Source organism: Streptomyces sp. NPDC107562, assembly GCF_055657325.1.
The window spans coordinates 647,291-671,599 of sequence record NZ_JBVKBE010000003.1 but is presented as its reverse complement, the minus strand read 5'-3'; the positions used below and the strand labels follow the sequence as shown (position 1 = coordinate 671,599).

29 protein-coding genes are annotated in these 24,309 nt (G+C 73.7%); 8 read left to right on the top strand and 21 right to left on the bottom strand.

Annotated elements, in window-relative coordinates:
* Window positions 1–53 precede the first annotated feature (53 nt).
* The 3 genes from ACZ7LV_RS13225 (at window position 54) to ACZ7LV_RS13215 (ending at window position 1,526) form a co-directional block, all read left to right on the top strand.
* A complete protein-coding gene (locus tag ACZ7LV_RS13225; protein WP_471938792.1) occupies window positions 54–437 on the top strand; it encodes a DUF2795 domain-containing protein in 384 nt (127 codons plus the stop codon).
* Window positions 434–892, top strand: a complete 459-nt coding sequence (locus ACZ7LV_RS13220; RefSeq protein ID WP_471938790.1) for a CBS domain-containing protein — start codon at window positions 434–436, stop codon at window positions 890–892. Before ACZ7LV_RS13225 ends, ACZ7LV_RS13220 begins: the two co-directional genes overlap by 4 nt.
* Before the next feature lie 91 nt (window positions 893–983).
* Window positions 984–1,526 carry a type 1 glutamine amidotransferase domain-containing protein gene (locus ACZ7LV_RS13215; protein ID WP_471938788.1) on the top strand — a complete coding sequence of 181 codons (543 nt, stop codon included), beginning with the start codon at window positions 984–986 and terminating at the stop codon, window positions 1,524–1,526.
* Window positions 1,527–1,607: 81 nt separating this feature from the next.
* On the opposite strand, the gene ACZ7LV_RS13210 is transcribed toward ACZ7LV_RS13215, so the two are convergent.
* A complete protein-coding gene (locus ACZ7LV_RS13210; protein ID WP_471938786.1) occupies window positions 1,608–1,943 on the bottom strand; it encodes a DUF6158 family protein in 336 nt (111 codons plus the stop codon).
* Window positions 1,944–2,000: 57 nt separating this feature from the next.
* Between ACZ7LV_RS13210 and ACZ7LV_RS13205 the strand changes: the two genes are divergently transcribed.
* Window positions 2,001–3,119, top strand: coding sequence for a baeRF2 domain-containing protein (locus ACZ7LV_RS13205; RefSeq protein WP_471938784.1), 1,119 nt, complete (start codon window positions 2,001–2,003; stop codon window positions 3,117–3,119).
* Between the two features lie 33 nt (window positions 3,120–3,152).
* Here the strand turns inward: ACZ7LV_RS13205 and ACZ7LV_RS13200 are convergent, their stop codons facing one another.
* Together ACZ7LV_RS13200 and ACZ7LV_RS13195 are read right to left on the bottom strand one after the other, a co-directional pair.
* Window positions 3,153–4,772, bottom strand: a complete 1,620-nt coding sequence (locus tag ACZ7LV_RS13200; RefSeq protein ID WP_471938782.1) for an ABC-F family ATP-binding cassette domain-containing protein — start codon at window positions 4,770–4,772, stop codon at window positions 3,153–3,155.
* Window positions 4,773–4,843: 71 nt separating this feature from the next.
* Complete coding sequence (locus ACZ7LV_RS13195) at window positions 4,844–5,509, bottom strand: histidine phosphatase family protein (RefSeq protein ID WP_471938780.1); 666 nt, start codon at window positions 5,507–5,509, stop codon at window positions 4,844–4,846.
* A gap of 71 nt (window positions 5,510–5,580) precedes the next feature.
* Between ACZ7LV_RS13195 and ACZ7LV_RS13190 the strand changes: the two genes are divergently transcribed.
* The 3 genes from ACZ7LV_RS13190 to ACZ7LV_RS13180 all read left to right on the top strand — a co-directional run bounded on the left by ACZ7LV_RS13190 (window position 5,581) and on the right by ACZ7LV_RS13180 (window position 8,212).
* A complete protein-coding gene (locus tag ACZ7LV_RS13190; RefSeq protein ID WP_471938778.1) occupies window positions 5,581–7,077 on the top strand; it encodes a phosphatase PAP2 family protein in 1,497 nt (498 codons plus the stop codon).
* 102 nt (window positions 7,078–7,179) lie between these two features.
* Window positions 7,180–8,001 carry a class I SAM-dependent methyltransferase gene (locus ACZ7LV_RS13185; RefSeq protein ID WP_471938776.1) on the top strand — a complete coding sequence of 274 codons (822 nt, stop codon included), beginning with the start codon at window positions 7,180–7,182 and terminating at the stop codon, window positions 7,999–8,001.
* 40 nt (window positions 8,002–8,041) lie between these two features.
* Window positions 8,042–8,212: a hydrophobic protein gene (locus ACZ7LV_RS13180; protein ID WP_401665790.1), complete on the top strand. Its 171-nt coding sequence runs from the start codon at window positions 8,042–8,044 to the stop codon at window positions 8,210–8,212.
* A 15-nt stretch (window positions 8,213–8,227) separates the two neighbouring features.
* Here the strand turns inward: ACZ7LV_RS13180 and ACZ7LV_RS13175 are convergent, their stop codons facing one another.
* From ACZ7LV_RS13175 to ACZ7LV_RS13100, 16 genes are all read right to left on the bottom strand, one after another.
* Complete coding sequence (locus ACZ7LV_RS13175) at window positions 8,228–8,509, bottom strand: gas vesicle protein K (protein ID WP_401665788.1); 282 nt, start codon at window positions 8,507–8,509, stop codon at window positions 8,228–8,230.
* On the bottom strand, window positions 8,506–8,694 hold the full coding sequence (locus ACZ7LV_RS13170; protein WP_401665785.1) for a gas vesicle protein: 189 nt from the start codon (window positions 8,692–8,694) through the stop codon (window positions 8,506–8,508). The genes ACZ7LV_RS13175 and ACZ7LV_RS13170 overlap by 4 nt, the downstream gene beginning before the upstream one ends.
* Window positions 8,691–9,533 carry a GvpL/GvpF family gas vesicle protein gene (locus ACZ7LV_RS13165; protein WP_471938773.1) on the bottom strand — a complete coding sequence of 281 codons (843 nt, stop codon included), beginning with the start codon at window positions 9,531–9,533 and terminating at the stop codon, window positions 8,691–8,693. Before ACZ7LV_RS13165 ends, ACZ7LV_RS13170 begins: the two co-directional genes overlap by 4 nt.
* Window positions 9,530–9,856, bottom strand: a complete 327-nt coding sequence (locus tag ACZ7LV_RS13160) for a gas vesicle protein (RefSeq protein WP_401665779.1) — start codon at window positions 9,854–9,856, stop codon at window positions 9,530–9,532. Before ACZ7LV_RS13160 ends, ACZ7LV_RS13165 begins: the two co-directional genes overlap by 4 nt.
* Window positions 9,853–11,025 carry an SRPBCC family protein gene (locus ACZ7LV_RS13155; RefSeq protein WP_471938766.1) on the bottom strand — a complete coding sequence of 391 codons (1,173 nt, stop codon included), beginning with the start codon at window positions 11,023–11,025 and terminating at the stop codon, window positions 9,853–9,855. Before ACZ7LV_RS13155 ends, ACZ7LV_RS13160 begins: the two co-directional genes overlap by 4 nt.
* Window positions 11,022–11,675: a DNA primase gene (locus ACZ7LV_RS13150; protein ID WP_471938764.1), complete on the bottom strand. Its 654-nt coding sequence runs from the start codon at window positions 11,673–11,675 to the stop codon at window positions 11,022–11,024. The genes ACZ7LV_RS13155 and ACZ7LV_RS13150 overlap by 4 nt, the downstream gene beginning before the upstream one ends.
* The gene (locus ACZ7LV_RS13145) at window positions 11,672–11,935 is read right to left on the bottom strand and encodes a gas vesicle protein GvpG (RefSeq protein WP_401665770.1); all 264 of its coding nucleotides are present in this window, start codon (window positions 11,933–11,935) and stop codon (window positions 11,672–11,674) included. The genes ACZ7LV_RS13150 and ACZ7LV_RS13145 overlap by 4 nt, the downstream gene beginning before the upstream one ends.
* Before the next feature lie 4 nt (window positions 11,936–11,939).
* Entirely contained in the window at window positions 11,940–12,713 is a 774-nt protein-coding gene (locus ACZ7LV_RS13140) for a GvpL/GvpF family gas vesicle protein (RefSeq protein ID WP_471938762.1), read from the bottom strand.
* Complete coding sequence (locus tag ACZ7LV_RS13135) at window positions 12,710–13,135, bottom strand: gas vesicle structural protein GvpA (protein ID WP_471938760.1); 426 nt, start codon at window positions 13,133–13,135, stop codon at window positions 12,710–12,712. Before ACZ7LV_RS13135 ends, ACZ7LV_RS13140 begins: the two co-directional genes overlap by 4 nt.
* A gap of 75 nt (window positions 13,136–13,210) precedes the next feature.
* Window positions 13,211–13,558 (bottom strand): gas vesicle protein GvpO, encoded by a 348-nt coding sequence (locus tag ACZ7LV_RS13130; RefSeq protein ID WP_471938758.1) that lies wholly within the window; start codon window positions 13,556–13,558, stop codon window positions 13,211–13,213.
* A gap of 105 nt (window positions 13,559–13,663) precedes the next feature.
* Window positions 13,664–14,590 carry a non-homologous end-joining DNA ligase gene (gene ligD, locus ACZ7LV_RS13125; protein ID WP_471938756.1) on the bottom strand — a complete coding sequence of 309 codons (927 nt, stop codon included), beginning with the start codon at window positions 14,588–14,590 and terminating at the stop codon, window positions 13,664–13,666.
* Window positions 14,587–16,434, bottom strand: coding sequence for a transketolase (locus ACZ7LV_RS13120; RefSeq protein WP_471938754.1), 1,848 nt, complete (start codon window positions 16,432–16,434; stop codon window positions 14,587–14,589). Before ACZ7LV_RS13120 ends, ligD begins: the two co-directional genes overlap by 4 nt.
* Entirely contained in the window at window positions 16,431–17,852 is a 1,422-nt protein-coding gene (locus tag ACZ7LV_RS13115) for an NAD(P)/FAD-dependent oxidoreductase (protein ID WP_471938752.1), read from the bottom strand. Before ACZ7LV_RS13115 ends, ACZ7LV_RS13120 begins: the two co-directional genes overlap by 4 nt.
* Before the next feature lie 165 nt (window positions 17,853–18,017).
* Window positions 18,018–18,533, bottom strand: a complete 516-nt coding sequence (locus ACZ7LV_RS13110; protein WP_471938750.1) for a phage holin family protein — start codon at window positions 18,531–18,533, stop codon at window positions 18,018–18,020.
* A gap of 91 nt (window positions 18,534–18,624) precedes the next feature.
* Window positions 18,625–20,589 carry a DUF5107 domain-containing protein gene (locus tag ACZ7LV_RS13105; RefSeq protein WP_471938748.1) on the bottom strand — a complete coding sequence of 655 codons (1,965 nt, stop codon included), beginning with the start codon at window positions 20,587–20,589 and terminating at the stop codon, window positions 18,625–18,627.
* 40 nt (window positions 20,590–20,629) lie between these two features.
* Window positions 20,630–21,526 (bottom strand): arginase family protein, encoded by an 897-nt coding sequence (locus tag ACZ7LV_RS13100; RefSeq protein ID WP_471938746.1) that lies wholly within the window; start codon window positions 21,524–21,526, stop codon window positions 20,630–20,632.
* A 61-nt stretch (window positions 21,527–21,587) separates the two neighbouring features.
* Here ACZ7LV_RS13100 and ACZ7LV_RS13095 point away from each other — a divergent pair, with 61 nt between their 5' ends.
* On the top strand, window positions 21,588–21,935 hold the full coding sequence (locus ACZ7LV_RS13095; RefSeq protein ID WP_471938744.1) for a DUF6204 family protein: 348 nt from the start codon (window positions 21,588–21,590) through the stop codon (window positions 21,933–21,935).
* Here ACZ7LV_RS13095 and ACZ7LV_RS13090 read toward each other — a convergent pair.
* Complete coding sequence (locus tag ACZ7LV_RS13090) at window positions 21,907–22,458, bottom strand: GNAT family N-acetyltransferase (RefSeq protein WP_471938742.1); 552 nt, start codon at window positions 22,456–22,458, stop codon at window positions 21,907–21,909. The genes ACZ7LV_RS13095 and ACZ7LV_RS13090 overlap by 29 nt on opposite strands.
* A 52-nt stretch (window positions 22,459–22,510) precedes the next feature.
* On the bottom strand, window positions 22,511–24,289 hold the full coding sequence (locus tag ACZ7LV_RS13085; RefSeq protein WP_471938740.1) for a CocE/NonD family hydrolase: 1,779 nt from the start codon (window positions 24,287–24,289) through the stop codon (window positions 22,511–22,513).
* Window positions 24,290–24,309 lie beyond the last annotated feature (20 nt).

The following is a 24,309-nucleotide window of genomic DNA, read 5'->3' as shown; positions in this document are numbered from 1 at the left end:
CGCGGCCCTCCTGTCGGGTACGCGGTGCCCGACCCCGAGGACTGGAGCAAGACATGCAGCGAGGCAGTGACCGGCTGAGCGTCCACCGGGACGAGGAGATGAAGCACGAACTGCAGGGGCTGCTGCGGTCGGGCCACCCCACCCGATCGCAGGAGTGGCACGACCCCGAGCCCACCGCCGAGGACGACCCGCGCCTCGCCGGCGGTCCGGCCATGCCGGGCTCGCTGGCCGAGATCCGGCTGGAGCTGGGCCGGATCCTGGGCCGTGGCGCGTTCCCCGCGGGCCCGGACGCGCTGATGAGCGCCCTGCGCCGGCGCAACGCGCCCGACGCCCTGATCGAGCCGCTGCGGCGGCTGCCCCGTTCGGCCCGCTACGGCAACGTGCAGGAGCTGGCCGAGGCCCTGACCCATGGTGAGCGGCGGAGGGAGACCTCATGACGGCCGACTTCGTGCGGGAGGTGATGACGCCGGGGGTGGTGGCGGTCCGTCCGGACGCCTCGCTGGTGGAGGCGGCGCAGCTGATGCGCTCCCAGGACATCGGCGACGTGGTGGTGGCCGACGGACAGCGGGTGGTCGGGGTGCTGACCGACCGGGACATCACCGTGCGGGCGGTGGCCGAGGGCATCGACCCGCTGACGGTGAGCGCGGCGTCGATGTGCACGCCGGACCCGGTCGTCGTCGGCCCCCACGACCCGGTCTCCACGGCGGTGGCGCTGATGCGCGAGCGGGCGGTGCGCCGGCTTCCCGTCGTCGAGGACGGCATGCCGGTCGGCATGGTGAGCCTCGGCGACCTGGCACTCGCCCAGGACCCGGAGAGCGCTCTCGCCGACATCAGCAGGGCCGAACCGGACATCGCCGGGCGCCCGGCCCCCCGCATACGCGGTGCCGTATGAGGCGGGACCGGGCCGCCCGCGGCCCCGCCACCGCCGCCCACCACCCGCTTCCCGCCGCACGCACAGGCACATGGAAGGACGCTGAGACATCATGCGTATCGCTTTTCTGACCGCGCCCGAGGGCGTCGAGCAGGTCGAGCTGACCGAGCCCTGGAAGGCCGTCACCGACGCGGGGCACGAGCCCGTCCTGCTGTCGACCGCACAAGGCGAGGTCCAGGCCTTCGACCACCTCGACAAGGCGGACACGTTCCCCGTCGACGAGGTGGTGGGCGAGACCTCGGCCGACTCGTTCGGGGGTCTGGTGCTCCCGGGCGGGGTCGCCAACCCTGACTTCCTGCGCATGGACGACAAGGCGGTGGCCTTCGTGCGGGACTTCTTCGAGCAGGGCCGCCCGGTCGCGGCGATCTGCCACGCGCCGTGGACGCTCATCGAGGCCGACGTCGTACGGGGCCGGGTGCTGACCTCCTGGCCGAGCCTGCGGACCGACATCGGCAACGCGGGCGGCACCTGGGTGGACGAGCAGGTCAAGGTGTGCGACCACGGCGACAACAAGCTGGTCACCAGTCGCAAGCCGGACGACCTCAAGGCGTTCTGCGAGACGTTCCTCGAGGTGTTCGCGCAGGAGAGCGCCTGACGCCCACGCCTGTAGGCGGCCACGGGCCGGGCCGCGCACCGCGCGGCCCGGCCCGCCGTCGGTCGCGGAGCGGGGCGCCCGTCATACGGGCCCGGACTCCCGGGCCGCCGGGCCGCCCGAGCCCCACTTGCCGACCGGGGTCCGCGCGTCGCGGGCCTCGTCGCCGCAGGTGCGCTCCCGGGCGCCGTCACGCGTGCGGCCGGGGGCGACGAAGCGGCGCGGATTGCGGCGCAGGTACTCGCCCTCCAGCTGGGCCATACGGTCGTTGTGCACGCGCAGCGCGTCGTTCGAGCCGTACAGCAGGGTGTCGTGGCGTGTGCGGTGGATGGTCTCCAGCTCTTTCATCAGCTGCTGATCGTCCAGCCGGCCCGGGTCGACTCCGGTCATGGTGGTGCCCCGCTCGTCGTGTTCTCTCATGCGGTACGGGTACCCGCCCGGCAAGCACTGCCCCCGAGCGGCAACCGGGAGGGAGCCATGGATCTCGCGTTCCTGCATCCACTCTACGAACATCCGGGCCCTTGGGCCTCCGTGTACGTCGACCTGTCGCACCACCCGGAGGACACGCCCCGCCGGCGGAGCCTGACGGCCGAGGCGATGTCCGAGGAGCTCGCCGGGCAGGGCGCCGACGAGGCGACCTGCCGGGCCGTACGGAACGCGATCGAGGAGCTCAAGAACTTGCCCGAGCCGCACGGCAGGGCCTTGTTCGCCCGTGCGGGCGCGGTGGTCCTCGATCCCCCGCTGGCCCGCGCCCCGCGGCACGACCGGGCGCTGTGGGCACCGCTGCCCCGGGCCACCCCGCTGCTGGACCTGACCGGCGAGGACGCGGTGGCCGTCGTGGCCTACATCGACCGCCGGGGCGCCGACTTCGAACTGCGCAGCGCCGTGACCCGCGAGAGGGCCGGTTCGGTCACCGGGCGGCAGTGGCCCGTGCACCGGGCCGGTTCCGGCGACTGGTCGGAGCGGCACTTCCAGCTGCGGGTGGAGAACACCTGGGAGCACAACGCGGCCGAGATCGCCGACGCGCTCGCCGTGTGCCAGGAGGAGACCCGCGCCGACCTGCTGATCCTCGTCGGTGACGACCGGGAGCGGCGCTCCGTGCACGAGCGGCTGCCCAAGCGGCTGCACGAGCGGGTGGTCGACGCCCGGCACGGTGCGGGCAGCCGGCTGCTCGACGAGGACGTGGAGCAGGCCCGTGCCGCGCATGTGCGCCGGCACGCCGAGGCGGAACTGGAACGTTTCCTCGCGGCGCGCGCCGCACCGGACGACGAGGGCCGCCCCCGGGCGGCGGAAGGCGTGCCCGCGCTGGTGCAGGCGGTACGCGAACAGCGTGTCGAGGAGCTGGTCGTCCGCCCCGACGGCGGCGACACGCACCGCGAGGTCTGGGTCGGCGAGGACGCCGACCAGCTGGCGGTCCGCCGCACCGAGCTGACGATCCTCGGCGAGCAGAACTCCTGGTCCGCCCGCGTGGACGACGCCCTGCTGCGCGCGGCGGTGGCGACGAACGCGCCGGTGGTCTCGCTGGCCCCCGTCGAGGCGGCCGATGAGCGGGACGTACCGGCGGGCGGCCTCGGCGCGCTGCTGCGCCGGCCCTGATCCGACCGGCACGGACCGCCCGACGCGCGGGCCCTAGCGGGCCCGCTCCACGCGGCGCTCGTCCCACACCGGCTCCGGGGTCTCCCGGACCCGGCCGTCGCTGCCGAAGACCAGGAAGCGGTCGAAGGAGCGGGCGAACCAGCGGTCGTGCGTGACCGCCAGGACGGTGCCGTCGAACGCGTCCAGGCCCTCCTGGAGTGCCTCGGCGGACTCGAGGTCGAGGTTGTCGGTGGGCTCGTCGAGGAGCAGGGCGGTGACGCCCTGGAGCTCCAGCAGCAGGATCTGGAAGCGGGCCTGCTGGCCACCGGAGAGCCGGTCGAAGGTCTGTTCGGCCTGGCCGGTGAGCTCGTAGCGCCGCAGCCGGGACATCGCGGCGCCGCGATCCTGGGCGTGCTCCCGCCAGAGGATGTCGAGCAGGGTGCGGCCCGTGAGCTCGGGGTGGGCGTGCGTCTGCGCGAAGTGTCCGGGCACGACCCGCGCCCCGAGCTTCCACTGCCCCGAGTGCGCCACGTCCTCCCCGGCGAGCAGCCGCAGGAAGTGCGACTTGCCGGAGCCGTTGGAGCCCAGGACGGCGACCCGCTCGCCGTAGAAGACCTCCAGGTCGAACGGCTTCATCAGGCCGGTGAGTTCGAGCCCCGCGCAGGTGACGGCCCGCACGCCGGTGCGCCCGCCCCGCAGCCGCATCGTGATGTCCTGCTCACGCGGCGGCTCCGGAGGCGGTCCCGCCTCCTCGAACTTGCGCAGCCGGGTCTGGGCCGCGGCGTAGCGGGAGGCCATCTCGTGGCTGACGGCGGCGGCCTGACGCAGGTTCAGCACCAGCTTCTTCAGCTGGGCGTGCTTCTCGTCCCAGCGCTTGCGCAGCTCCTCGAAACGGGCGAAGCGTTCCCGCCGGGCCTCGTGGTAGGTGGCGAAGCCGCTGCCGTGCACCCAGGCGTCGGCACCGGCCGGACCGGGTTCGACGGAGATGATCCGCTGGGCGCTGCGCGCGAGCAGTTCACGGTCGTGGGAGACGAACAGGACCGTCTTGCGGGTCTCGGTGAGCCGCTCCTCCAGCCAGCGCTTGCCGGGGACGTCGAGGTAGTTGTCCGGCTCGTCGAGCAGGAGCACCTCGTCGGTGCCACGCAGCAGCGCCTCCAGCACGAGCCGTTTCTGCTCACCGCCGGAGAGGGTCCGCACCTGCCGCCACTGCGCCTTGTCGTACGGCATCCCGAGCGCGGCCGTGGTGCACATGTCCCACAGCGTCTCCGCCTCGTAGCCGCGCGCCTCCGCCCAGTCGGCCAGCGCCTGCGCGTACCGCATCTGGGCGGCCTCGTCGTCGACGGTCATGACGGCGTGCTCGGCGGCGTCGACGGCTTTCGCGGCCTCGCGGACACGCGGCGACGACACCGACACCAGCAGGTCACGCACGGTCGTCTCGTCCCGTACGGATCCGACGAACTGCCGCATCACGCCGAGCCCGCCGCTGACGGTGACGGAGCCGCCGTGCGGCTTGAGTTCGCCGGAGAGCAGCCGGAGCAGGGTGGTCTTGCCCGCGCCGTTGGGTCCGACGAGGGCGGCGACGGCCCCCTCGCCCACCCGGAAGGACACGTCGCCGAGCAGGGTCCTCCCGTCGGGGAGGTGGTACTCGATGTGCGCGGCTTCCAGATGTCCCATGAGGCCGCATTGTGCGGGCCGCCGGCGAGGCGGGGCAAACCGATAACGGGTCGGGTACGGCGCCCCGGGCGCTACCGGGCGTGCCCGCTCTCGTCCATCGGGCGCCCGGTGGGGCCGCCCTCGCCCGCGGGGGCGACCGTGGCACCTGCCCAGCTCAGGGCCTTCCAGCCGTCGGACGGTGAGCCTTCGAGGATCACCACGCCGGTGTTGTCGAGGGGGCGGGCGGCGGCGAAGGGCACGTCGACGTTGTCGGCGCGGGCGGCGGTCCACATACGGATCACCGCGCCGTGGCTGACCATGGCGACGGTCCCGGCCCCGCCGGCGGCGGCCTCCTCGACCACGGCGTCGAAGCGTGCGAGCGTCTCCGCGCCGCTCTCCCCGCCCGGCATCCGCAGGCCGGTCCCGCCCTCCGCCCAGGCGAACACGGTGCGCATGTACTCCTCGCCCCGCGGCGAGCCGCCCGGCAGCATCTCCAGGTCGCCCGCGAACACCTCACGGATGCCGTCCCTGACCAGGACGTCGAGGCCGCGGGCCGCGGCGAGCGGCGCCGCGGTGAGCTGGGTGCGCAGCAGGGTGGAGGCGTAGAGGGCCTCGATGTCCTCGTCGGCGAGCGCGGCCGGCAGTGCGGCGGCCTGACGCTCCCCCAGCTCGGTCAGACCGGGCCCCGGAACGGCGGTGTCCAGCAGATAGGCGACGTTCGAGGGGGTCTGGCCGTGACGGACGAGCAGCAGGCGCACGATGGGTTCCTCCGGGTGCCGACCGCCTCGGGCCGGACAGAAGACGGCCACTTCAGGGTACCCGCCCCTACATGAGCCCAGACGTCGACCTCACCGCCCTCACACCCGGCCGCCACGTGTTGCGTGAGCGGCTGCTCGCGCTGGACAACCGGCTGTTCGAGTTCGCCGCCGCACGGGACTGGCCCGCCGCCGAACCCGTTCTGCCGAGGCTGAGCCGCGGCGCGAACCACGGGCTGCTGTGGTTCGCGACCGCCGGCGTCATCGCGGCCAGCCGCACCCCGAGGGCCCGCCGGGCCGCCGTGCGCGGGGTGGCCTCCCTCGCCCTGGCGTCGGCGACCATCAACACGGTCGGCAAGCGCAGCGTGCGCCGCACCCGGCCGGTCCTGGACGCCGTACCGTCCGTGCGCCGCCTCAAGCGCCAGCCGATCACCACGTCCTTCCCGTCCGGTCACTCCGCCTCCGCCGCCGCGTTCGCGGCGGGCGTGGCCATGGAGTCGCCGACCTGGGGTGCCGTGGTCGCCCCGGTCGCCTTCTCCGTCGCCATGTCCCGCGTGTACACCGGCGTCCACTTCCCGAGCGACGTGCTGGCGGGCGCGGCCCTCGGCGTGGGCGCCGCCTTCGCCGTACGGGCCCTGGTGCCGACCCGCGACCAGGCCACCCTGCCGCCGCGGCCACGCGCCGACGCCCCGGCACTGCCCGAGGGCGAGGGGCTGGTCGTGGTGGCCAACACGGCGGCGGGCAGTTCGGACCGGGTGCGGGCGCTGCGGGACGCGCTGCCCCGGGCGGAGGTCGTCGAGTGCCGGCCGCAGGAGGTGCCGGAGGAGCTGGAGAAGGCGGCGGCACGGGCCCGGGTGCTGGGCGTGTGCGGCGGGGACGGCACGGTGAACACCGCCGTCGAGATCGCCCTGCGCCACGGTCTGCCGCTCGCGGTGCTGCCCGGCGGCACGCTCAACCACTTCGCCCTCGACCTGGGCGTGGAGGAGGCCCGGGCGCTGGCCACGGCCGTCGAGCAGGGCGACGCGGTCCGTGTGGACGTGGGCCGGTTCGCCTGCGGCGACAAGCGGGGCGTCTTCGTCAACACCTGCAGCCTCGGCGTCTATCCGGAGCTGGTGCGCGAGCGGGACCGCTGGTCGCACCGGATCGGCAGCTGGCCCGCCGGGGTCCTCGCGGCGCTGCGCGTGCTGCGCGCCGACGGTCATCCGCTGGAGGCCGAGATGGGCGGCAGGGCACGCCCGCTGTGGCTGCTGTTCGCCGGGAACGGCACCTACCACCGGATGGGGCTCGCCCCGGCCCGCCGGATGGACCTCGCGGACGGGCACCTCGACGTGCGGGTGGTGCACGGAGGCCGCAGGCCCGCGCTACGGCTGCTCGCCGCCGCGTTCGCCGGGCCGCTGACCCGCTCCCCCGCCCACGCCGCCGTCCAGGTCCGGCGGCTGCGGCTGTCCGGCGTCGCCCCGGGCACGCTGCTCGCCTACGACGGCGAGGTCACCGAGGTGGAGGGCGAGGTGGCGCTGGAGAAGGTGCCCGAGGCGCTGGTGGTCTACCGGCCGCTCCCCCCGGAGGACTGACGTTCCGTCAGTCCGTATGGTGAAAGTTTCCGTCTCATCATCCGGCCGGACGCGTACCGTGGCCGAGGGACGCGATCCGGCCGGACGAGAAGGGGCACCGCCATGGCGAGAGCACAGGAGACCGCGGTCTACACGCACGGGCACCACGAGTCGGTGCTGCGGTCGCACACCTGGCGGACCGCCGCCAACTCCGCGGCGTACCTCCTCGGCTCCCTGAAGCCGCACATGCGCATCCTGGACATCGGCTGCGGCCCCGGAACCCTCACCGCCGACCTGGCCGCGCTGGTCCCGCAGGGGCACGTCACCGGCGCCGACCGGGCGCCCGAGGTCCTGGAGCGGGCGCGGGCCACGGCAGCGGGGCGGGGGCTCGCCAACGTCACCTTCGAGGTGGCGGACGTGCACGCGCTGGACCACCCCGACGGGACGTTCTGCGTGGTCCACGCCCATCAGGTGCTCCAGCACGTCGGCGACCCGGTGGGGGCGCTGCGCGAGATGGCGAGGGTGACGAAACCGGGCGGGATCGTCGCCGCCCGCGACGGCGACTACGCCGCGATGACCTGGTACCCCGCCTCACCCGGCCTGGACGCCTGGCTGGACCTGTACCGGCGGACGGCCCGTGCGAACGGCGGCGAGCCGGACGCGGGCCGGCGGCTGCGGTCCTGGGCCCTGAGGGCCGGCTTCACCGAGGTCACGGCGACGTCGAGCACCTGGACCTACGCGTCGGCGGACGAGCGCGCCTGGTGGAGCGAGCTGTGGGCCGAGCGCACCGTGGCGTCCGCGTACGCGCGCCGGGCGGTCGAGGCCGGCCACGCGAGCGAGGCGGAGTTGCGGGCCATGGCTCAGGCCTGGCGTGACTGGGGCGCGGCGGAGGACGGCTGGTTCGGCGTGCTGCACGGGGAGATCCTGTGCCGCAGAACCGTCTGAGACACCCGTTTCGGGAAACTCGGCGGACAGGAGGTTCATCATGGTTCCCATCCTGCTCGTGCTGCTTCTCGTGCTGATTCTCTTCGGTGCCGGGTTCGCCGTCGAGGTGCTCTGGTGGGTCGCCATCGCGGTGCTGGTCCTGTGGCTGCTGGGATTCCTGCTGCGTGGCACGACCGCCGGCGGCTCCAGGGGACGCTGGTACCGCTGGTGACGCGCCCCCGGGCGCTCAGTCCCGGGGCAGCAGTGGTCCGAGCGGCCCGAGGTCCAGGTTCAGGTCCTCGGGCCGCAGGCCGTAGCGGTCCCGCAGCTCCTTCATCCGGTCGTCGAGCAGCATCAGGGTGAGCCCGATCCGCTCCTCCTGCTCCTCGCTCAGGTCACCCTCGTCGAAGCGACGCAGCGCCTGCCGTTCCATCAGCTGGCGCAACAGCTCCACGACGGTGAGGACGAGCTTGACCAGGTCGCGTTCGACCGTGTCGGGCTCCAGGTCGAGTTTGCGGGGTGCCGTCACGTCAGATCACCCCAGGGCGACGGAACCTGTTCGTTCACGGAGCTGATCAGTGCGTTGAGGTCGATGCGGACGAGGTCGACGTCCGCGATGCGCAGGGTGATGTCGCCGGTGATGACCACGCCGCCCGACAGCAGCCGGTCGAGCAGGTCCACCAGGGCGATCTCACGCCGTTCGATCACCGTCACGGCTTCTCCCCCGCGAAGGAGTAGGCCGCCCACGGGCCGGTCAGCTCCACCCGGACCCCCGGCATCTCGTCCTTCGTTCGGTCCACGATCTCCACGAACTCCTCGGACTGGCCGCGCGGCACCAGATAGGCCGCGTTCAGCACGTTGCGTCCCGAGGCCCCGGACAGCTGGGCGCTCTGGGGCGCGTGCATGCGCGCGTCCTCGGCGTGCGCGGTCAGCCGTTCGTGCAGCCGGTCGGCGAACTCCTCGACCTTGCGCAGGCCCGTCTCGCGTTCCTTGACGCTGCGGCTGCGCCGCCGCAGGTAGTCCCGCCCCGACATCGCCGTCACGGCCACCCCGTCCACGGCGTCCGGGCCCGGCGCGGTGCCGCCGGGCTCCCCGGCCGCGCCGGCGGGCCGGGCGGACACCTCGGACCCGCCCGGCTCACCGGATTCGCCGGCCGCGGGTTCGGCGTAGACCTTCACGCCCCACTCCACCCGGCCCGCCAGCCGGTCCAGGGTGCGCAGGAAGTCGCCCTCGCGGGCCTCCAGCATCATCCGGACCCCGCTGTCGTCCCGGAAGACCGTGCCGAGCCGGAGCGGCAGCGGCGTGGTCACGGTGGTGAGCGCGTCGATCACGCCCTGGTGGCCCCGGGCCGTGGCGGTGAGCCAGTCGAGGTCCTCCAGATGGGCGCGCAGCGGCTCCTCGGCGAAGTCGTCCTCCGGCACCGAGCTGACCACCGCGACCAGGCCGCCGTGGTGCAGCAGCTTGGGTGGCGCACCCGCGACGCCCGTCAGCTGGGACTGCAGCGCCGCGCCGAAGGGGCGGCAGACGGCGTACACGTACCGCAGTCCGGTCATGTGCTCTCCTCCTGTGCGCGGCCGGTCTCCAGCGCCGCCAGCCGCTCCCGCAACTCGGCGTTCTCCTTCGCGAGTTCCTTGCGGCGAGCGCCCGACGACAGAGCCGGGTCGTCCTCCCACCAGTCGATGCCCATCTCCTTCGCCTTGTCGACGGAGGCCACGATGAGCCGCAACTTGATGGTGAGCAGTTCGATGTCGAGCAGGTTGATCCGGATGTCACCCGCGATCACGACGCCCTTGTCGAGCACCCGCTCCAGGATGTCGGCGAGGTTGGCACCGCTGTCGTGACCGTAGGGGTCGGGCAGGCGGGTCGGTGACGTCATCGACGGCTCCGGGCCTCTGCGCGCTCGTCCCGGTACTCGTCGTCGAACTCCTCGGGGTCCTCCCTCTCGTCGGTCGCCTCGGGCTCGTCCGTCTCCTCACTCTCCTCGGGTTCCTCGGTCTCGTCCTGCGAACCGTGTTCCCCCTGCGCGCGAGGATCCTCGTCCTCGTACTCCTCCTCGGGCTCCCCCTCCTCGTCGTAGTCGTCCTCGTACTCGTCGTAGCCGTCGTAGCCGTCGTCGTCCCGCTCGGCCTCGTCCTGGCCGGCCTCGTCGCCCGCGGCCTCCCGCTCCTCCTCGGCGACCACCTCGTCGTGGTCCCGCACGACCTCGCCGTCGCGGATCTCCCCGCGCCAGCCGTCCTGCGCCTCGCCCCGGAGCGTGATGTGACGGGCGAAGTTCTTCAGGTCGAGCCGGGCGCGGCGGCCCTGGGCGCGCCAGAGGTTGCCGGTCTTCTCGAACAGGCCCTTCGGGTAGTACTCGATCACCAGCAGGACCCGGGTGAGGTTGTCGGCGAGCCGGTGGAAGGAGACGACGCCCTTGGTGGTGCCCTTGGCGCCCTCCGACGTCCAGGAGATCCGGTCGTCGGGGACCTGCTCGGTGGTGCGGGCCTTCCAGCTGCGGTTGGACCAGAAGACCTTCAGCTGCCAGTCCGAGCTGGTGTCGTCGGCGCGCTGGGCGCTCTTGACGCCCTTGGCGAAGGTGCTGAAGTCCTGGTAGCGCGTCCACTGGTCGTAGGCGGTGCGCACCGGCACGCCGACGTCCACGTACTCCAGGATCACGGTGGGCCGGTGGCCGGAGCCGCCCTTGCCCTTGCCCTTGCCGCCGGTCAGGTTCTTCAGCGCGCCCACCACGTTGTCCTTGGCCCGGGACGCCCCGAGCTCCAGCGCGGTGCGCAGGGGGCCCTTGCCCTCGGCGAGCTTGCGGCCGCCGTCCAGGGCGAGCCGGGGGAAGCCGGGGCTGCGGCCGTCGGCGATGTCGTTGAGCTTGCCGGTGGTCTCGCCGAGCTTGCGGCCGACGCCGGTGAGCAGCCGGGTGGCCTGCGCCGCCAGATACTCCTGGGCCTCGGCCTTGAGGCGGTCCGCGGCCTCGCTGTGGGCCACCTCGCTGAGCGGGTTGGAGCGGGCCGCCCGGCCCGCGGTGGACGTGGCCGATCCGAGGGTCTCGGTCATCGGTCACCGCCTCCCTTCGGTGTCCGGGCGCCGGGGCGCGCGGAGGCCGTCTTGCGGCCTGCCGTCTTGGCGGAGGCCGTCTGGCGCGCGGCGGTGCGCTGGGCCGCCGCCTTCTTCGCCGGGGCCGCCTTGCGCGCGGGCGCCTTCTTGGCGGCCTTCTTCGCCGCCGTCTTCTTGGCCGCGGCCTTCTTGGCCGGGAGCTCCTTCGGGGCGGCGTCCTCGTCGTGGCGCCGACCGTCGTCGTCCCGGTCGTCGTCGTAGCCCTCGTCCTCGTCGCGCCCCTCGTCGTCCGGTTCCTCGTCGTCGTACCCGAGGTCCCGGCCGCCCGGCACGGCGCCGCCGAGCTGCTCGCGCATGCCCGCCGTCCGGTCGTGCAGGCGGTCGGCGAGCGAGCCGAGCTGCCGTTCCACCAAGGCGCCCGTCGCCGCGCCGCCCACGCCGCGCAGGTCCTGGCGGAGCTGGTCGCCGAGCTCCTTGAACTGCGGGTTGTTCCGCAGCTGCCCGGACACCAGGTCCGCGATCGCACGCGGGCCGAGGTTCATGCGCTTGCCGGCGACGAGCGTGCCGACGGCGAACGCCAGTTTCATCTTCTTCGTTCGTCCGAGGATGTATCCGGCCCCTACCGCGAGGCCTAGTCCCACTCGATTCATGGTGCTGTCCCGTTGCCCGTTCCCGCGCCGTTGCGCGAAGCGATCTCCAGCCGGTCGAGGAGTTCGTCCTCCTCCCGGTCGAACTCCTCCTCGCTGATCTCACCGGCCTCCAGTCGCTCCTCCAGCCGGGCGAGTTCCGCCCGGACCGTGGCGGGGTCGTAGTAGATCCGCTCCGCCTCCTGGAGCACCTGTCTGATGGCCCAGGCGCTGCCGCGCACCGGTGCGAACGGCAGCAGCAGCACCTCCGAGATCAGTCCCATGCCGTCACCCGGCCCCGGTGTCCGCGCCGCCGGCCGTGCTGCCCGCCGGCTCGGCGGGGCCGGGCTCGACGAAGCTGTACGGGGGCAGCGGGCCGTTCACCCGCACCTCCAGGTGCGGCAGCTCCTTGCGGGCCTGCTCCACGGCCGCCAGGAAGTTCTCGGCCGAGCCCCGGTCCACCAGGTACGACACGTTGGCGAGCCAGCCGCTGGACTCCGGGCCGACGCTGGTCGCCTCCGCGGCCGGTTCCAGGAGCCGCTGGAGGGCGAGCCCGTCCTCGGCCTCCTTGGCCTGCACGGCGGCCGCGACCATCTCGCCGAGGCGGATCTTGTCCTCGTAACCGCCGCCGCCCGACGTGCGGTTGGCCTCGGCGAGCGAGCGGATCTCGGGGCTCTCGGCCATCACGTGGTGCAGGACGGCTTCCTCGACGTGATTGGCCTTGATGTTGTACTCGATCCGGCCGTCCAGCGCCGTCAGACGCTCCTGGTAGTGCGCGGCGCGCTCCACGAGCACACCCGTGACCGCCGCGTCGTCCGGGGCGACGCTGCCGAACCGCATCGGCAGCACACAGCCGGCCGCGCCCGCCTCGGCGAGCACGTTCTGGTGGGCGAGCAGGTCCTTGCGCTTGGGGCGCAGTCCTTCGGGCGCGTCACTGACGACGGCCGCCAGCGCGCCCTCCTTGAGGATGCGCACGGGCCGGGCCGGGTCGCCGACCCCGCCCATGCCGTCGGGGAGGGCGGGATGCGCGCCGGACGCGATGCCGTAGACGTACGTGCTCACTCCTGCTCCTCCCTGCGCCGCGAGGACGTGCTCTTGCGGGCGCGCGGCCGCGACTGCGACTCGCCTTCCTCGCGCGCCTGGCTGAAGGCGTCGGATATGGTCTGCGCGGCACCGGAGAGGGCGCCCTTGGACTTGCCGCGCGCGCCGGACTCGGTGATCTCGCCGACGATGTCGGGCAGGCCGGGGCTCTTGCGCGGTCCGGACTCCAGGTCGAGCCGGTTGCACGCCTCGGCGAAGCGGAGATAGGTGTCGACGCTGGCCACCACGACCCGCACGTCGATCTTCAGGATCTCGATGCCCACCAGGGAGACGCGGACGAAGGCGTCGATCACGAGCCCCCTGTCGAGCACCAGTTCAAGCACGTCGTAGAGGCCGCTGCTGCCGCCTCCACCGCCGGTCTGCTGTGCCGGTACAACGGTCATGCCGGCTGTTCCTCCTCGTTCTTCTCGTCCATCTCGTCCATTGACGTCTGGGGGTACGGGGCCAGGGCTGGACGCCTAGCGCTTGCCGGTGTCGGCCCTGCCGCGCTCGTAGCGGCGCAACCGCCGGTAGCCGGTGAGCTGCCCGTCGGAGTCCAGCTCCACCTCGTAGCTCGCCATCAGGCTCATCGTGTCCGGCACCCGGGCGAGTTCGAGGACCTCGACCTCCAGGGACCAGCCGTCCTCGGTCTGTTCGAAGGACGACACGGTCTCGGCGGCCATTCCGGTGAGTTCCGCGAGCTGCAGGCGCGCGTCGCGCAGCACCTGCATGGGGCTCGGCCGGGAGTCCGCCCTCGCTTCTTCTTCCTGCTTCTTGGGGGAGTTACGTGAATCCTGCGACTCTGATGTGTTCTTTGTGTTCGTCATGGCCACCTCGCAGTTCGGGTGGCCGCTGATCCCTTGGCCAAACCTTCTGCAGTCGCCCGCTTTCCCCCGGGGGCGTATCGCGCCTGCGCAGCGGCGGTACGTGCGTCAGCCACGCATCGCGTCGAGCCGCCGCCGGGCCGGGCCGAGGGCACGCCCGCGGTTCAGCACGCCGGCCCAGGGGTTGGTGCGGGCCTGGTCGACGGCGTCGGCCACGGTCCAGCGGCGCGGCCCGAATCCGGGGTGGTCGAGCTGGTCCCAGCCGACGGGGACGGCGACGGGCGCGCCGGGCCTGGCGCGCACGCTGAACGGGGCGACGGCGGTCTGCGCGTAGCCGTTGCGCTGCACGTCGAGGTAGAGCCGGTCACCGCGGTCCTTCTTGCGGGCGGCGGTGGTGTACCGGTCGGGGTACGCGGCGGCGAGGGTGTCGGCGACGTCGCGGGCGAACTCCCGCACCTCGTCGAAGTCGTGACGCCCGTTGAGCGGCACGACCACGTGCAGCCCGCGCGAGCCGGTGGTCATCAGCGCCGAGGGCAGCTTCAGTCCGTCGAGCAGCTCACCCAGCCGCCAGGCCGCCTCGCGCACCGGCGCGAAGGACTCGCCGGACGGGTCGAGGTCGAAGACCAGCCGGTCCGGCCGGTCGAGCCCGCCGGCCCGGGAGAGCCAGCGGTGCAGGGTGAGGCAGGCCTGGTCGGCGAGGTAGACGAGGGTGGCGGCGTCGTCGCAGACCGTGTGGCAGACGGTGCCGCCCTCCTTGGGGACCTCGACGCGGGTGATCCACTCCGGATAGCTCTCCGGCGTGTTCTTCTGCATGAACTCCGGTCCGTCGAGGCCGTCCGGACGGCGCTGGAGCATCAGCGGACGGCCCCGCAGGTGCGGCAGCATGAACGGCGCGACGGCCCGGTAGTAGTCGACGAGGTCCCGTTTGGTGTACTCCTTCGCGTCCCCGCCGCCGGGGAAGAGCACCTTGTCCGGCCGGTGCACCTCAACGGTGCGCCGGCCGGCCCGCACGGTGCGCACCTCGCCACCGCTCACCGCACGACCGCCTGCTCCACCAGCAGTTGCACGGCGGCGGTGATCGAGTCGGCGTCGATGCCCGCGGCGTGCAGCTGCTGGTCGGGCGCGGCCGAGCCGGGCATGGTGCGCACCGCGAGACGCACCAGCCGCGGCGTGGGACGTCCGTCGAGGAAGGCGTCCAGCACGGCGTCGCCGAGGCCGCCCTCCTCGCGGTGGTCCTCCACGGTGACCAGGCATCCGGTGTCCTCGGCGGCCTGGCGCAGGGTCGGCCGGTCGACGGGCTTGACCGAGTACAGGTCGATCACCCGCACCTGGACGCCCTCGCGGTCCAGCGCGTCGGCCGCGGCCAGCGCCTCGGGCACGGTGACGCCCGCGGCGACCAGGGTCAGCCGGTCGGTGGCGGAGGAGCGCAGTACCTTGCTGCCGCCCACCGGGAACTCCTCGTCGGGCCCGTAGATCACCTTGTTCTTGCCGCGTGAGGTGCGCAGGTAGCGGATGCCGTCCAGGTCGGCCATGGCGGCGACGAGCCGCGCCGTCTGGTTGGCGTCGCACGGGTAGAGCACGGTCGAGCCGTGCACGGCCCGGAACATCGCGAGGTCCTCCAGGCCCATCTGGGAGGGCCCGTCCTGCCCGATCGCGACGCCGGCGTGCGAACCGACCAGGTTGATCCCGGCCCCGCTGATCGAGGCCATGCGCACGAAGTCGTAGGCCCGGGTGAGGAAGGCCGCGAACGTGGAGGCGTACGGCACCCAGCCCCGCGTCGAGATGCCCACGGCGGCGGCGACCATCTGCTGCTCGGCGATGTAGCACTCGAAGAACCGCTCGGGGTGCTCCTTGGCGAAGGCCTCCGCGCGCGTGGAGTCGCTCACCTCGCCGTCCAGGGCGACGACGTCCCCGCGTCCGGTGCCGAGGGCGGCGAGCGCCTTGCCGTAGGCGTCGCGGGTCGCCACCTCCTCGCCCACATCGAAGCGGGGCAGTTCGACGTGGTCCTCGCGGACGGCGTGCAACAGGCGCGCGGCGGGCGGCTCCTGGGCGTGGAAGCGCAGGTCCCGGACACCGCCGAGTTCGGCGACGGCCTCCTCGGCGTCGGGCAGCGGCTTGCCGTGCAGCCCCTCGCGGTCCTGGACGGCCTCGACGCCCTTGCCCTTGAGGGTGCGGGCGAGGACGACGGTCGGCTGGCCCTTGGTCGACAGTGCCTCTCCGTAGGCCCGGTCGATCGCGTCCACGTCGTGCCCGTCGATCTCGACCGTGTGCCAGCCGAACGCCTGGAAGCGGCGGGCGTAGGCGTCGAGGTCGTGACCGTGCCGGGTGGGGCCGCGCTGGCCGAGCCGGTTGACGTCGACGATCGCGACGAGGTTGTCGAGGTTCTCGAACGAGGCGTGCTCGGCGGCCTCCCAGACGGAGCCCTCGGCGAGCTCGCTGTCCCCGCACAGCACCCACACGCGGTAGTCCGCCCGATCGAGCCGCTTGCCGGACAGGGCGATGCCCACGCCGACGGGCAGTCCCTGCCCCAGCGACCCGGTGGCCGTCTCGACCCACGGCAGCCGCTGCGGTGTGGGGTGCCCTTCGAGCCTGCTGCCCAGCTTGCGGAAGGTGAGCAACTCGCCGTCGTCGACGGCGCCGGCCGCCTTGTAGGCGGAGTAGAGCAGGGGCGAGGCGTGCCCCTTGGACAGGACGAGGCGGTCGTTGCCCGGGTGGTCCGGACGGTCGAAGTCGTAGCGCAGGTGACGGGCCATCAGGACGGCCATCAGATCGGCGGCGGACATCGACGACGTCGGATGCCCGGAGCCCGCCGCGGCGGAGGCCCGCACGCTGTCCACACGCAACTGCTGGGCCAGCTCCACGAGTTCGCTGGTGTTCATCGGTCTCCTTCGTCGGAGGTGTCGGTGCGCTTCACGGGACCGGGCGAGGGGTGGTCGCCGCCGGTCCCCGGGGCGGGCCGCTCCTCGGCGGGTGCGCCGCCGCCGTGCCGCACCCCGGCCGGCACCCGGGCCAGCTCCGGCGACGCCGTGTCCAGCGGCACGGACCAGGACCGTACGAGCCCCAACTGCACTGCCTGGCGCGGCAGTACCGCGTCCAGCAGCCAGTCCGCCGCCACCCGCACCCGGTTGCCCGGCATGGCGGCGAGGTGGTAGCCGCGGGTCACGGCACCGGCGGTGACCCCGGACAGTGCCACGCCCAGCGGGTTCGCGGCCGCCTTGGCGCCACCGAGGTCGACCACGAAGCCCAGGTCCCGGTGCCGGTAGGGCCGCCGCTCGCCGTCCCCGAAGGAGGCGGCGATGTTCCGCGCGCACACCTTGCCGTGCCGCCAGGCGTGCTGCGCGGTCATCGGCGTGTACTGGCCCGGCTTGTCGAGGTCGGGCACGGCGGCGGCGTCCCCGCACGCGAACACCTCGGGCCTGCCGGGCACCTGGAGATAGGGGTCGACGAGCAGCCGCCCGCGTTCCATGGGCAGGTCGAGGGCGTCGACGAGCGGGTCGGGCCGGACGCCCACGCACCACACGAGCGTGCGGGTGTCGATGTACTCCCCGTCGGTGAGCAGCACGCCGTCGTGCGTGGCCTCCTTCACGGAGGTCCCCATCCGCACGTCGACGCCCCGCTCCCGCAGTACCCGGTCGGCGGTGCGGGAGAGCCGTTCGTCCAGCTCGGGCAGCACCCGCGGGGCGATGTCCAGCAGGATCCAGCGCGGCCGCATCCCTTCCCGCAGGGGGCGTCCGCGCACCTGCGCGTCGGTGTACATCTGCCCGTGCGCGGCGACCTCGGTCCCGGTGTAGCCGGCCCCGACCACCACGAAGGTGCAGCGCGCCGCGCAGCCCTTGGCGTCCTCGGCGGCGGCCGCGAGCTCGACCTGCCGGGTCACGTGGTCGCGCAGGTAGAGCGCCTCGGGCAGGCCGCGGAAGCCGTGCGCGTGCTCGGCGACGCCGGGGATGGGCAACAGCTTGTTGACGCTGCCGGCGGCCAGCACCAGCCGGTCGTACTCCAGGGTGCCTCCCCCGCCCTCCGGGTCGGAGTAGTGCACGGTGCGGGCGTCGAGGTCGATGCCGTCCGCCTCGCCGAGGACCAGCCGCACCCGCGGCAGGGTGCCGGACAGGGAGACCGTCACACGGCGGGGCTCCAGGATTCCGGCGGCCACCTGCGGCAGCAGCGGCAGGTACAGGAAGTAGTCGGTCGGGTTGAGCAGGGTGATGTCGGCCCTGCCCCGGGCCAGCCGCGACAGGTCGCGGGCCGTCCGGTAGCCGGCGAAGCCGGCTCCGACGATCACGATGCGGGGTCGACTCACGGTTACGCCTCCGGCGGTCGTTGCGTCCGAGGTGTTCCGCGTCCCCCTGGTCAGCCCACCCAAACCCGGACGGACCCGCCGCACCGGAGGCGAGGGACGCAGGAGAAGGCCGCGGCCGGGACGTCGTCCCGGCCGCGGCCTGTCGGTGCGCGTGCCCCGTCGGGGTCAGGCCCGGTGGTGCGGGCCACCGGGGTCGATGCCGTCGGTGCGCGGCGGCGGACCCGGCGTCCCGGTCGGGGCGGCCGCCCCGGGCGGCGCGGGCGGGACGGGCGGCACGGGCGGGTAGGACGCCTCGCCGGGGCCGGCGGGCGGGCCGGCGTGCGGGGCGGCGCCGTGCGCGCGGTCCCGGTCCGCCGTCAGCTCGGCGCGCCCGTGCAGCGTCCCGGGGGCGTGCGGCCGGGCGGCGCCGCGCAGCAGGTACGCGACCACGCCGAGGATCGCCGCGGTGATGAGCGCGGCGGCCCAGCCCGGCAGGACGAGGGCGAGCGCCAGCCCCACGCCGAGGGCGACCGCCGCGCCCGCGTACAGGGCGACGGCGCCGGACGCGGCGTACAGCGTCGCCTTGCGGCGCTGCTTGCGCGTCTGCTGGCGCAGTTCGTCGCGGATCGTCTCCCGCGCGACCTGCGCCAGCTCGTCCACCAGATGCTTGTCCAGGTGCTCCAGATGATCCATGCGGTCCATGGCCGCCGGGTACCCGTGGCCGCCCTCGCCTAACGGCCGCCCGCCCCCGTCCGGCGCCGGACTCCAGGCGCCGGCCGCGGCCGGCCCGGCCTCAGGACGTGGGCGGCCGCATCCGGAAGTCGTAGCGTGCGGGCAGCGGGCCGCCGTCGACCCGGTCCCACGTGCGCCCGACGACCTCGTCCCCTTCCCGCAGGTCGGCCACCTCGAAGCCCGCCTCGAAGACCGCGCGGGCGTCCTCGATCCGTCCCTCGGCGGCCAGCAACTCGGCCTCCAGCAGCCGGAAGCGGCCCCGGGCCCGCGTCGCGGGACGGAGCCGTTCCCACACGGCCCGCGCCGGAGCCGGACGCCGCACGGCGAGCAGCGCGCCGATCGCCTCCCGCCCCAGCGCCGCCGTGGCCGCGGTCCACACCTCGCCGTCGTCGCGCCGCTCCCGGCACAGGTCGTCGAAGGCCTCCAGGTACCGGTCGGCGGCCCGTTCGTGGTGGCCGTTCTCCTGGTCCGCGACCGCCAGGCAGCGCAGCAGCGGCCACTCGGAGGGCGCCAGCGAAAGCGCCCGCTCCCAGCTGCGCACCGCCTGCGCCCGGTCCCCGGCGTGCCACTGCGCGACCCCGAGGTGGTACTCGGTGAGGGGCGTCGCGGGCGCCGTCTCCAGCATGTCCCGCCAGTGCGGCCCGACCGGCGTCCGGCCCGGCGGCCGCACCCGGCGCGGCTCGGGAAGTGATCCGGCGCGCAGCAGATGGAGCCACGGCGCCTGGGCGTCCCCGAGGACCCCCTCCTCGAAGGGGGTGCCGGGCAGTTTCCAGCCGCCGCGCAGCACTTCGAGGGCGCCCCACCCCGAGCCGGTCGCGAGCCGCTCGCCGGGTTCGGTGTCGGCGCACGGCTTCCAGGCCTCGTAGGCCGCCGCCACGTCCGCGCGCGGGAGCACCGCCTCCAGCCGGGCCTCGGCCTCTTGGACCACCGCGGCCCAGTCGTCGCCCCGCGAGCGGGCCCGCAGCGGGCCGTAGGCCTCCAGCCAGGACACCTCGCTCTCCGCCTCCAGCCGCACATGCTCCAGCTGGGTCCGGGCGAGCCCGGCCTGGATCTCGCAGTAGCCGCCGGTGCCGGGCTCGGTGAGCCACCGCTGCCAGCGCCGCCCGCCGCTGCCCGAGCCCCACACGAACAGCTTGCGCCCGCGCAGCACGTCGGTGGACGTCTGCACCAGGCCCTGCCCGTCGGCGTCGAGCGCGGCGATCCAGGGCCGCCGTCCCTGCGGCAGCTCGTAGAAGTAGTCGGCGGGGTAGACGCTGTTGAGGGGATACGTGCGGTCGATCCCGTCGTGGGCGGGGACCGGGACGCGGCGCAGGCGGCGTTCGTAGCTGAAGTTCCAGGCCTCCTCGGCCGGGGCCAGCACCCGGCACTCCTCGGGGACGGCGATGTTGGACCACCAGTAGGTGGGGACGGGCCGCTCGTGCGGGTTGCGGACACGGACGCCCACGAAGAGGAAGTCCGAGCCGTCGGGCAGCCAGAGGTCGACCTGGAAGGGCAGGTCGCGCAGCCGTTCCCACTCCCACAGACGCAGCATCTCGCCGCCGTCGGGGGCCGGGACGCGGGCGGCGTGCAGGGGCGAGCACGACAGGGTGGTGTGGCCGGTGGCGCCGATGTTCCATTCGACGCCACCGGAGAACCAGGCGCCGTTGAGGGCGAAGTTGGCGGGCTGGAACACCGGGTTGCGGTAGAGGAGTTCCCGTCCGGACGGCAGCTGGACCAGGGAGACCAGCCGTCCGCCGAGGGCGGGGAGCACGGTGGCGCGCAGCCGGTCGTTCTCGATCACCACGGCGTCGAAGTCCCGTGGTGTGCGGGCCCGTTCGTAGCCGTCGCGGACCCCGACCGGCAGCAGGCTGTGCAAGGGCTCGTACCCGACCTGCCGCGCCATGTCACGCGGCAGCTCCTCGCGGTCCCGGTCGTCGATGCGGTGCATCTCGTCGAGGGTCCGCAGCGGGGGCAGGGGGTTGTCCGGTCCCAACTCGGCGGCGGGCAGTGTCACTACGTCACGTCGGATCGTCGTCACGATCTCCATGGAACCCGCCCACCGCCGAGTCGGCCAGGGGAGCGGCCGGTCAGGATTGCGCAAAGGCGTCCACGACGACGTCCGCGAGCAGCGCGCCCGCGGTGCCCTCGGGGTCGAGGTCGGGGTCGTAGATGGTGACGTTGAGACCGACGCAGTGCGGTGAGGCGAGCAACGGGCGCAGCAGGGCCACGAGTTCGTCGGGGAACAGACCGTCGGGATCGGGACTGTCGACGGCGGGCATCACCTCGGGGTCGAGCACGTCGGCGTCCAGGTGCACCCAGAACCCCCGCACCTCGGGGATCTCGAAGGCCTCGGCGGTGGCCCGTGCGAGCGCCTCGCCGCCCCACTCACGCAGGTCACCGACGGTCACGACCGGGATCTTCAGCGCGGCCAGTTCCGTACGCTCCGGATCGTCGTCGCGGATCCCGAAGAGCCGTACGTCCTCGTCGCGCAGATAGGGCTTGAGCCCTTCCAGGTCCGTCAGGTCCTCCTGGCCCCGTCCGGTGGCCAGCGCGAGTTCCTCGCCGCCCGCCGCGCCCACCCGGTCGGAGTTCCCGGGGTGCCGGAAGTCCGCGGAGGCGTCGACCGCCACCAGCCCGTACCGGCCGACGCGGCGCAGCGCCAGGGAGGCGCCGAGCTGGATGGAGCAGTCGCCGCCGAGCACGAGAGGGAAGTCCCCGGCGCGCACATGGTGTTCGATGCGGTCGGCCAGCCTGCGCGTGTACGAGGCGATGGCGGCGGCGTTGAACACCCCGTCGCCCTCCTGCCAGTCCCCGCGGTCGTAGCGCGGCGGGACGACCACCCCGCCCTCCAGGGCCCGCAGTCTTTGCACGATCCGTTGTTCGCGCAGCGCCCCGGCGAGCTTGTGGCAGCCGGGCACGGTGCCCGGGGCGGGCGGGCGCAGGCCCAGGTTCGAGGGGGCGTCCATCACCACGATATTCCGCATGCGCGGCATCCTTCCCGACGTACAGTCGGGCCTTCAACGACTTTCACGCGAGGACCGACGTATGAGCGAGCAGCACACTTACCGGGTCATCGTCCGGGGCACCTGGGACGGGCTGACCGACGAGGCCCGCACGCGGCTGCTGGCGGAGGCCGCCGACCACGGGATGACGAGCATGCGCTTCACCAAGGAGGGCACGCTGTCGTACCAGGCGTCGCCGCTGAAGCACTTCTCGATGCGCTTCGTGGTGGTCTCCGACGCCGATGACGGCGAGGAGATGGCGGCCGCGCTCGCGGAGGAACGCGCCGAGACGGTCCTGCGGGGCCTCGGCCACGGCTTCCGGGAGCTGCGCTCGACGGTCACCGACCTCGACACCATGAAGATCAACTACAAGTCCGCATCTCGGCGGTGAGCGCCCAGCGCTCGTGGTCCCGCCAGGCGCCGTCGACATGGAGCATGCGGGGCGAGTAGCCCTCCAGGCGGAACCCGCAGGCGCGGGCCAGGGCGATGGACGCGACGTTGCCGGGCTGCACGTTGATCTCCAGCCGGTGCAGCCGCATCGGCCCGAAGGCGTGGCCGATCACCAGGCCCAGCCCTTCACGCATCAGGCCGCGCCCGGCGGCGTGGGCGAAGGCGCCGTAGCCGAGGGCACCGCTCTGGAAGGCGCCGCCCACGATGTTGTTGATGTTGATGTATCCGGCGAGGGCGCCGGTGACCGTCTCGCAGACCAGGAACCCGGCGCTCCCCGGATCCTCGATCAGCCGGCCGGCGTAACGGGCGTACACCGAGGCCGTGTCCGGCGGGAACAGCCACGGGTGGTGCAGGTCCTTGCTTTCGCGGACCCGCGCCGTGAACTCGGCGCCGTCCTCGTAGGTGAAGTGGCGTATGCCCACGCGAGGGCCCTCGGCGAGATGGCGGGAGGCGATGTGCGGCATCCCGCCACCCTACGGCCGGCCCCCGGCCGCCGCAGCCCCGGGCCGCCGGTCCTCAGACCACGGGCAGCTCGAGCACCCCGGTGTCGCCGGGCGCGCTCACCACGGTCACCGTCCTGGTCCCCCGGTTGCCGAAGTAGGCCCCGTCGCTCGCCGCGACCACGAACCGCAGCCGGTGTCCCCGCTCGTAGCGGTGCACGATCGCCGGCAGGCGCACGGTGAACGGCGCGCGCACGTCCGGCACCCGCACCGGCGCGACCAGCCGGTGAACGAGGGTCTGCGTGCCGTCGGGGGCGACGTCGTACAGCTTGGCGAAGAGCACCAGCCGGTCGGCGGCGTCGCCGGAGTCCTGGTCCTGCCGGGCCTCGGGCGAGAGAACCCTCAGGGTGGCCCGGGGCTCCCCCACCACCTCCACGGCCCGCGCGAGCGGCTCGCCGGTCCAGGCCAGGTGGGTGCCCTCGGTGTCGTGGGGCGCGGGGTCCGGCAGCCCCAGCATCGCCGCCAGGGAGGACTCCGAATGACTCGTGGGAACCGGCCCGTTGACATACGTCCGGCTGCCCCGCGTGACCTTCCGCCGGTCCTCGACCAGCCTGCCGTCGCCGGAGAGGTACAGCTTCCGCCCCGCCGCGGGAAGCCGGTCGGCGGTGGCGTAGCGGCTGCCGGGGTCGCTCACCCAGTCCCGGTACCAGGCGAACGCGGGCCCGGCGGCGACGTCGGCCCTCCGGTGCAGGTAGCGGTCGAACCAGGCCAGGATCCGGCGGCCGACGTAGCTGGTCTCCAGGTTGCCCGTGGCGAGGTCGAGTTCGCCCGCCGCCGGATCGTCGACGCCGCCGCTGTGGCCCCAGGACTGCCAGATCATCTGCACCGGCGTGCCCCGCGCCCGCAGCGTCCGGTACGTCCGGGTCGCCTCGCCCAGGTTGAACAAGGTGTCGGCCTGCCCCTGGACCAGCAGGGTCGGCGCCTTCACCCGGTGCAGGTAGGACGCGGGCGACACGCTGCGGGCGTAGGCGAGCAGCTCCCGGGTCCGGTCGGCGGTGAAGCGTCCGGAGTTGAGGGTGCGGACGGTCTCGCACGCCCGGGCGACGAAGTGCAGACAGGGCAGGGAGGTGATGCGGGAGGGGTCCAGGGCGGGCTGGAGCAGGGGCCGGCCCTCGCCGATGAGGTAGAAGCCGTTGGTCCACTGCCATTTGAAGACGCCGGGGACCTCGCCGGCGCCGACGGCGTTGTTCGGGGCGAGCGAGTACGCGAGGTCGTGCCAGGTGATCATCGGCACCAGTGCGTCGACCCGGTGGTCGACGGAGGCCGCGGCGAGCTGGACCGCTCCGCCGTAGGAGCCGCCGATCATCCCGACCCGCGGGTCGCCCGGCCCGTCCAGGGTGACGTAGTCGGCGCGGGTGCCGTCGTCGGCGGCGCGTTCGCCGGCCAGGAAGTCCACGAGACGCGCGGCCGCCCGGCCGTCGACGGCCGGGTCGTCGAGTGAGATGGGACAGCCCGAGCGGCCGAAGCCCAGTCCGGAGTAGACGAGCCCGACGTAGCCGCGCTGCGCGAAGCTCCGTCCGACGACGTCGGTGGAGCCGTCGTCCTTGCTGCCGCCGAAGCCGTTGGTGGCGAGGACGGCGGGGGCGGGCCGGGCGCCGTCCACGTCCGCCGGCCGGTAGAGATCGGCGTCGATCGTGCAGGTGCGCCCACCCGCCCGGACCGTGAACTCCAGGGCGGTGACGGTGTACCGGCCGGTCGCCGCGGTGGCGGGCGGGGTGACGGCGAGGGGGACGGCGAGCGCGACGCCCAGCACGGCGGCGAGCACGGCACGGGAGCTGGGCACACGTCGGAACACGCGACCTCCACGCTGGGCAC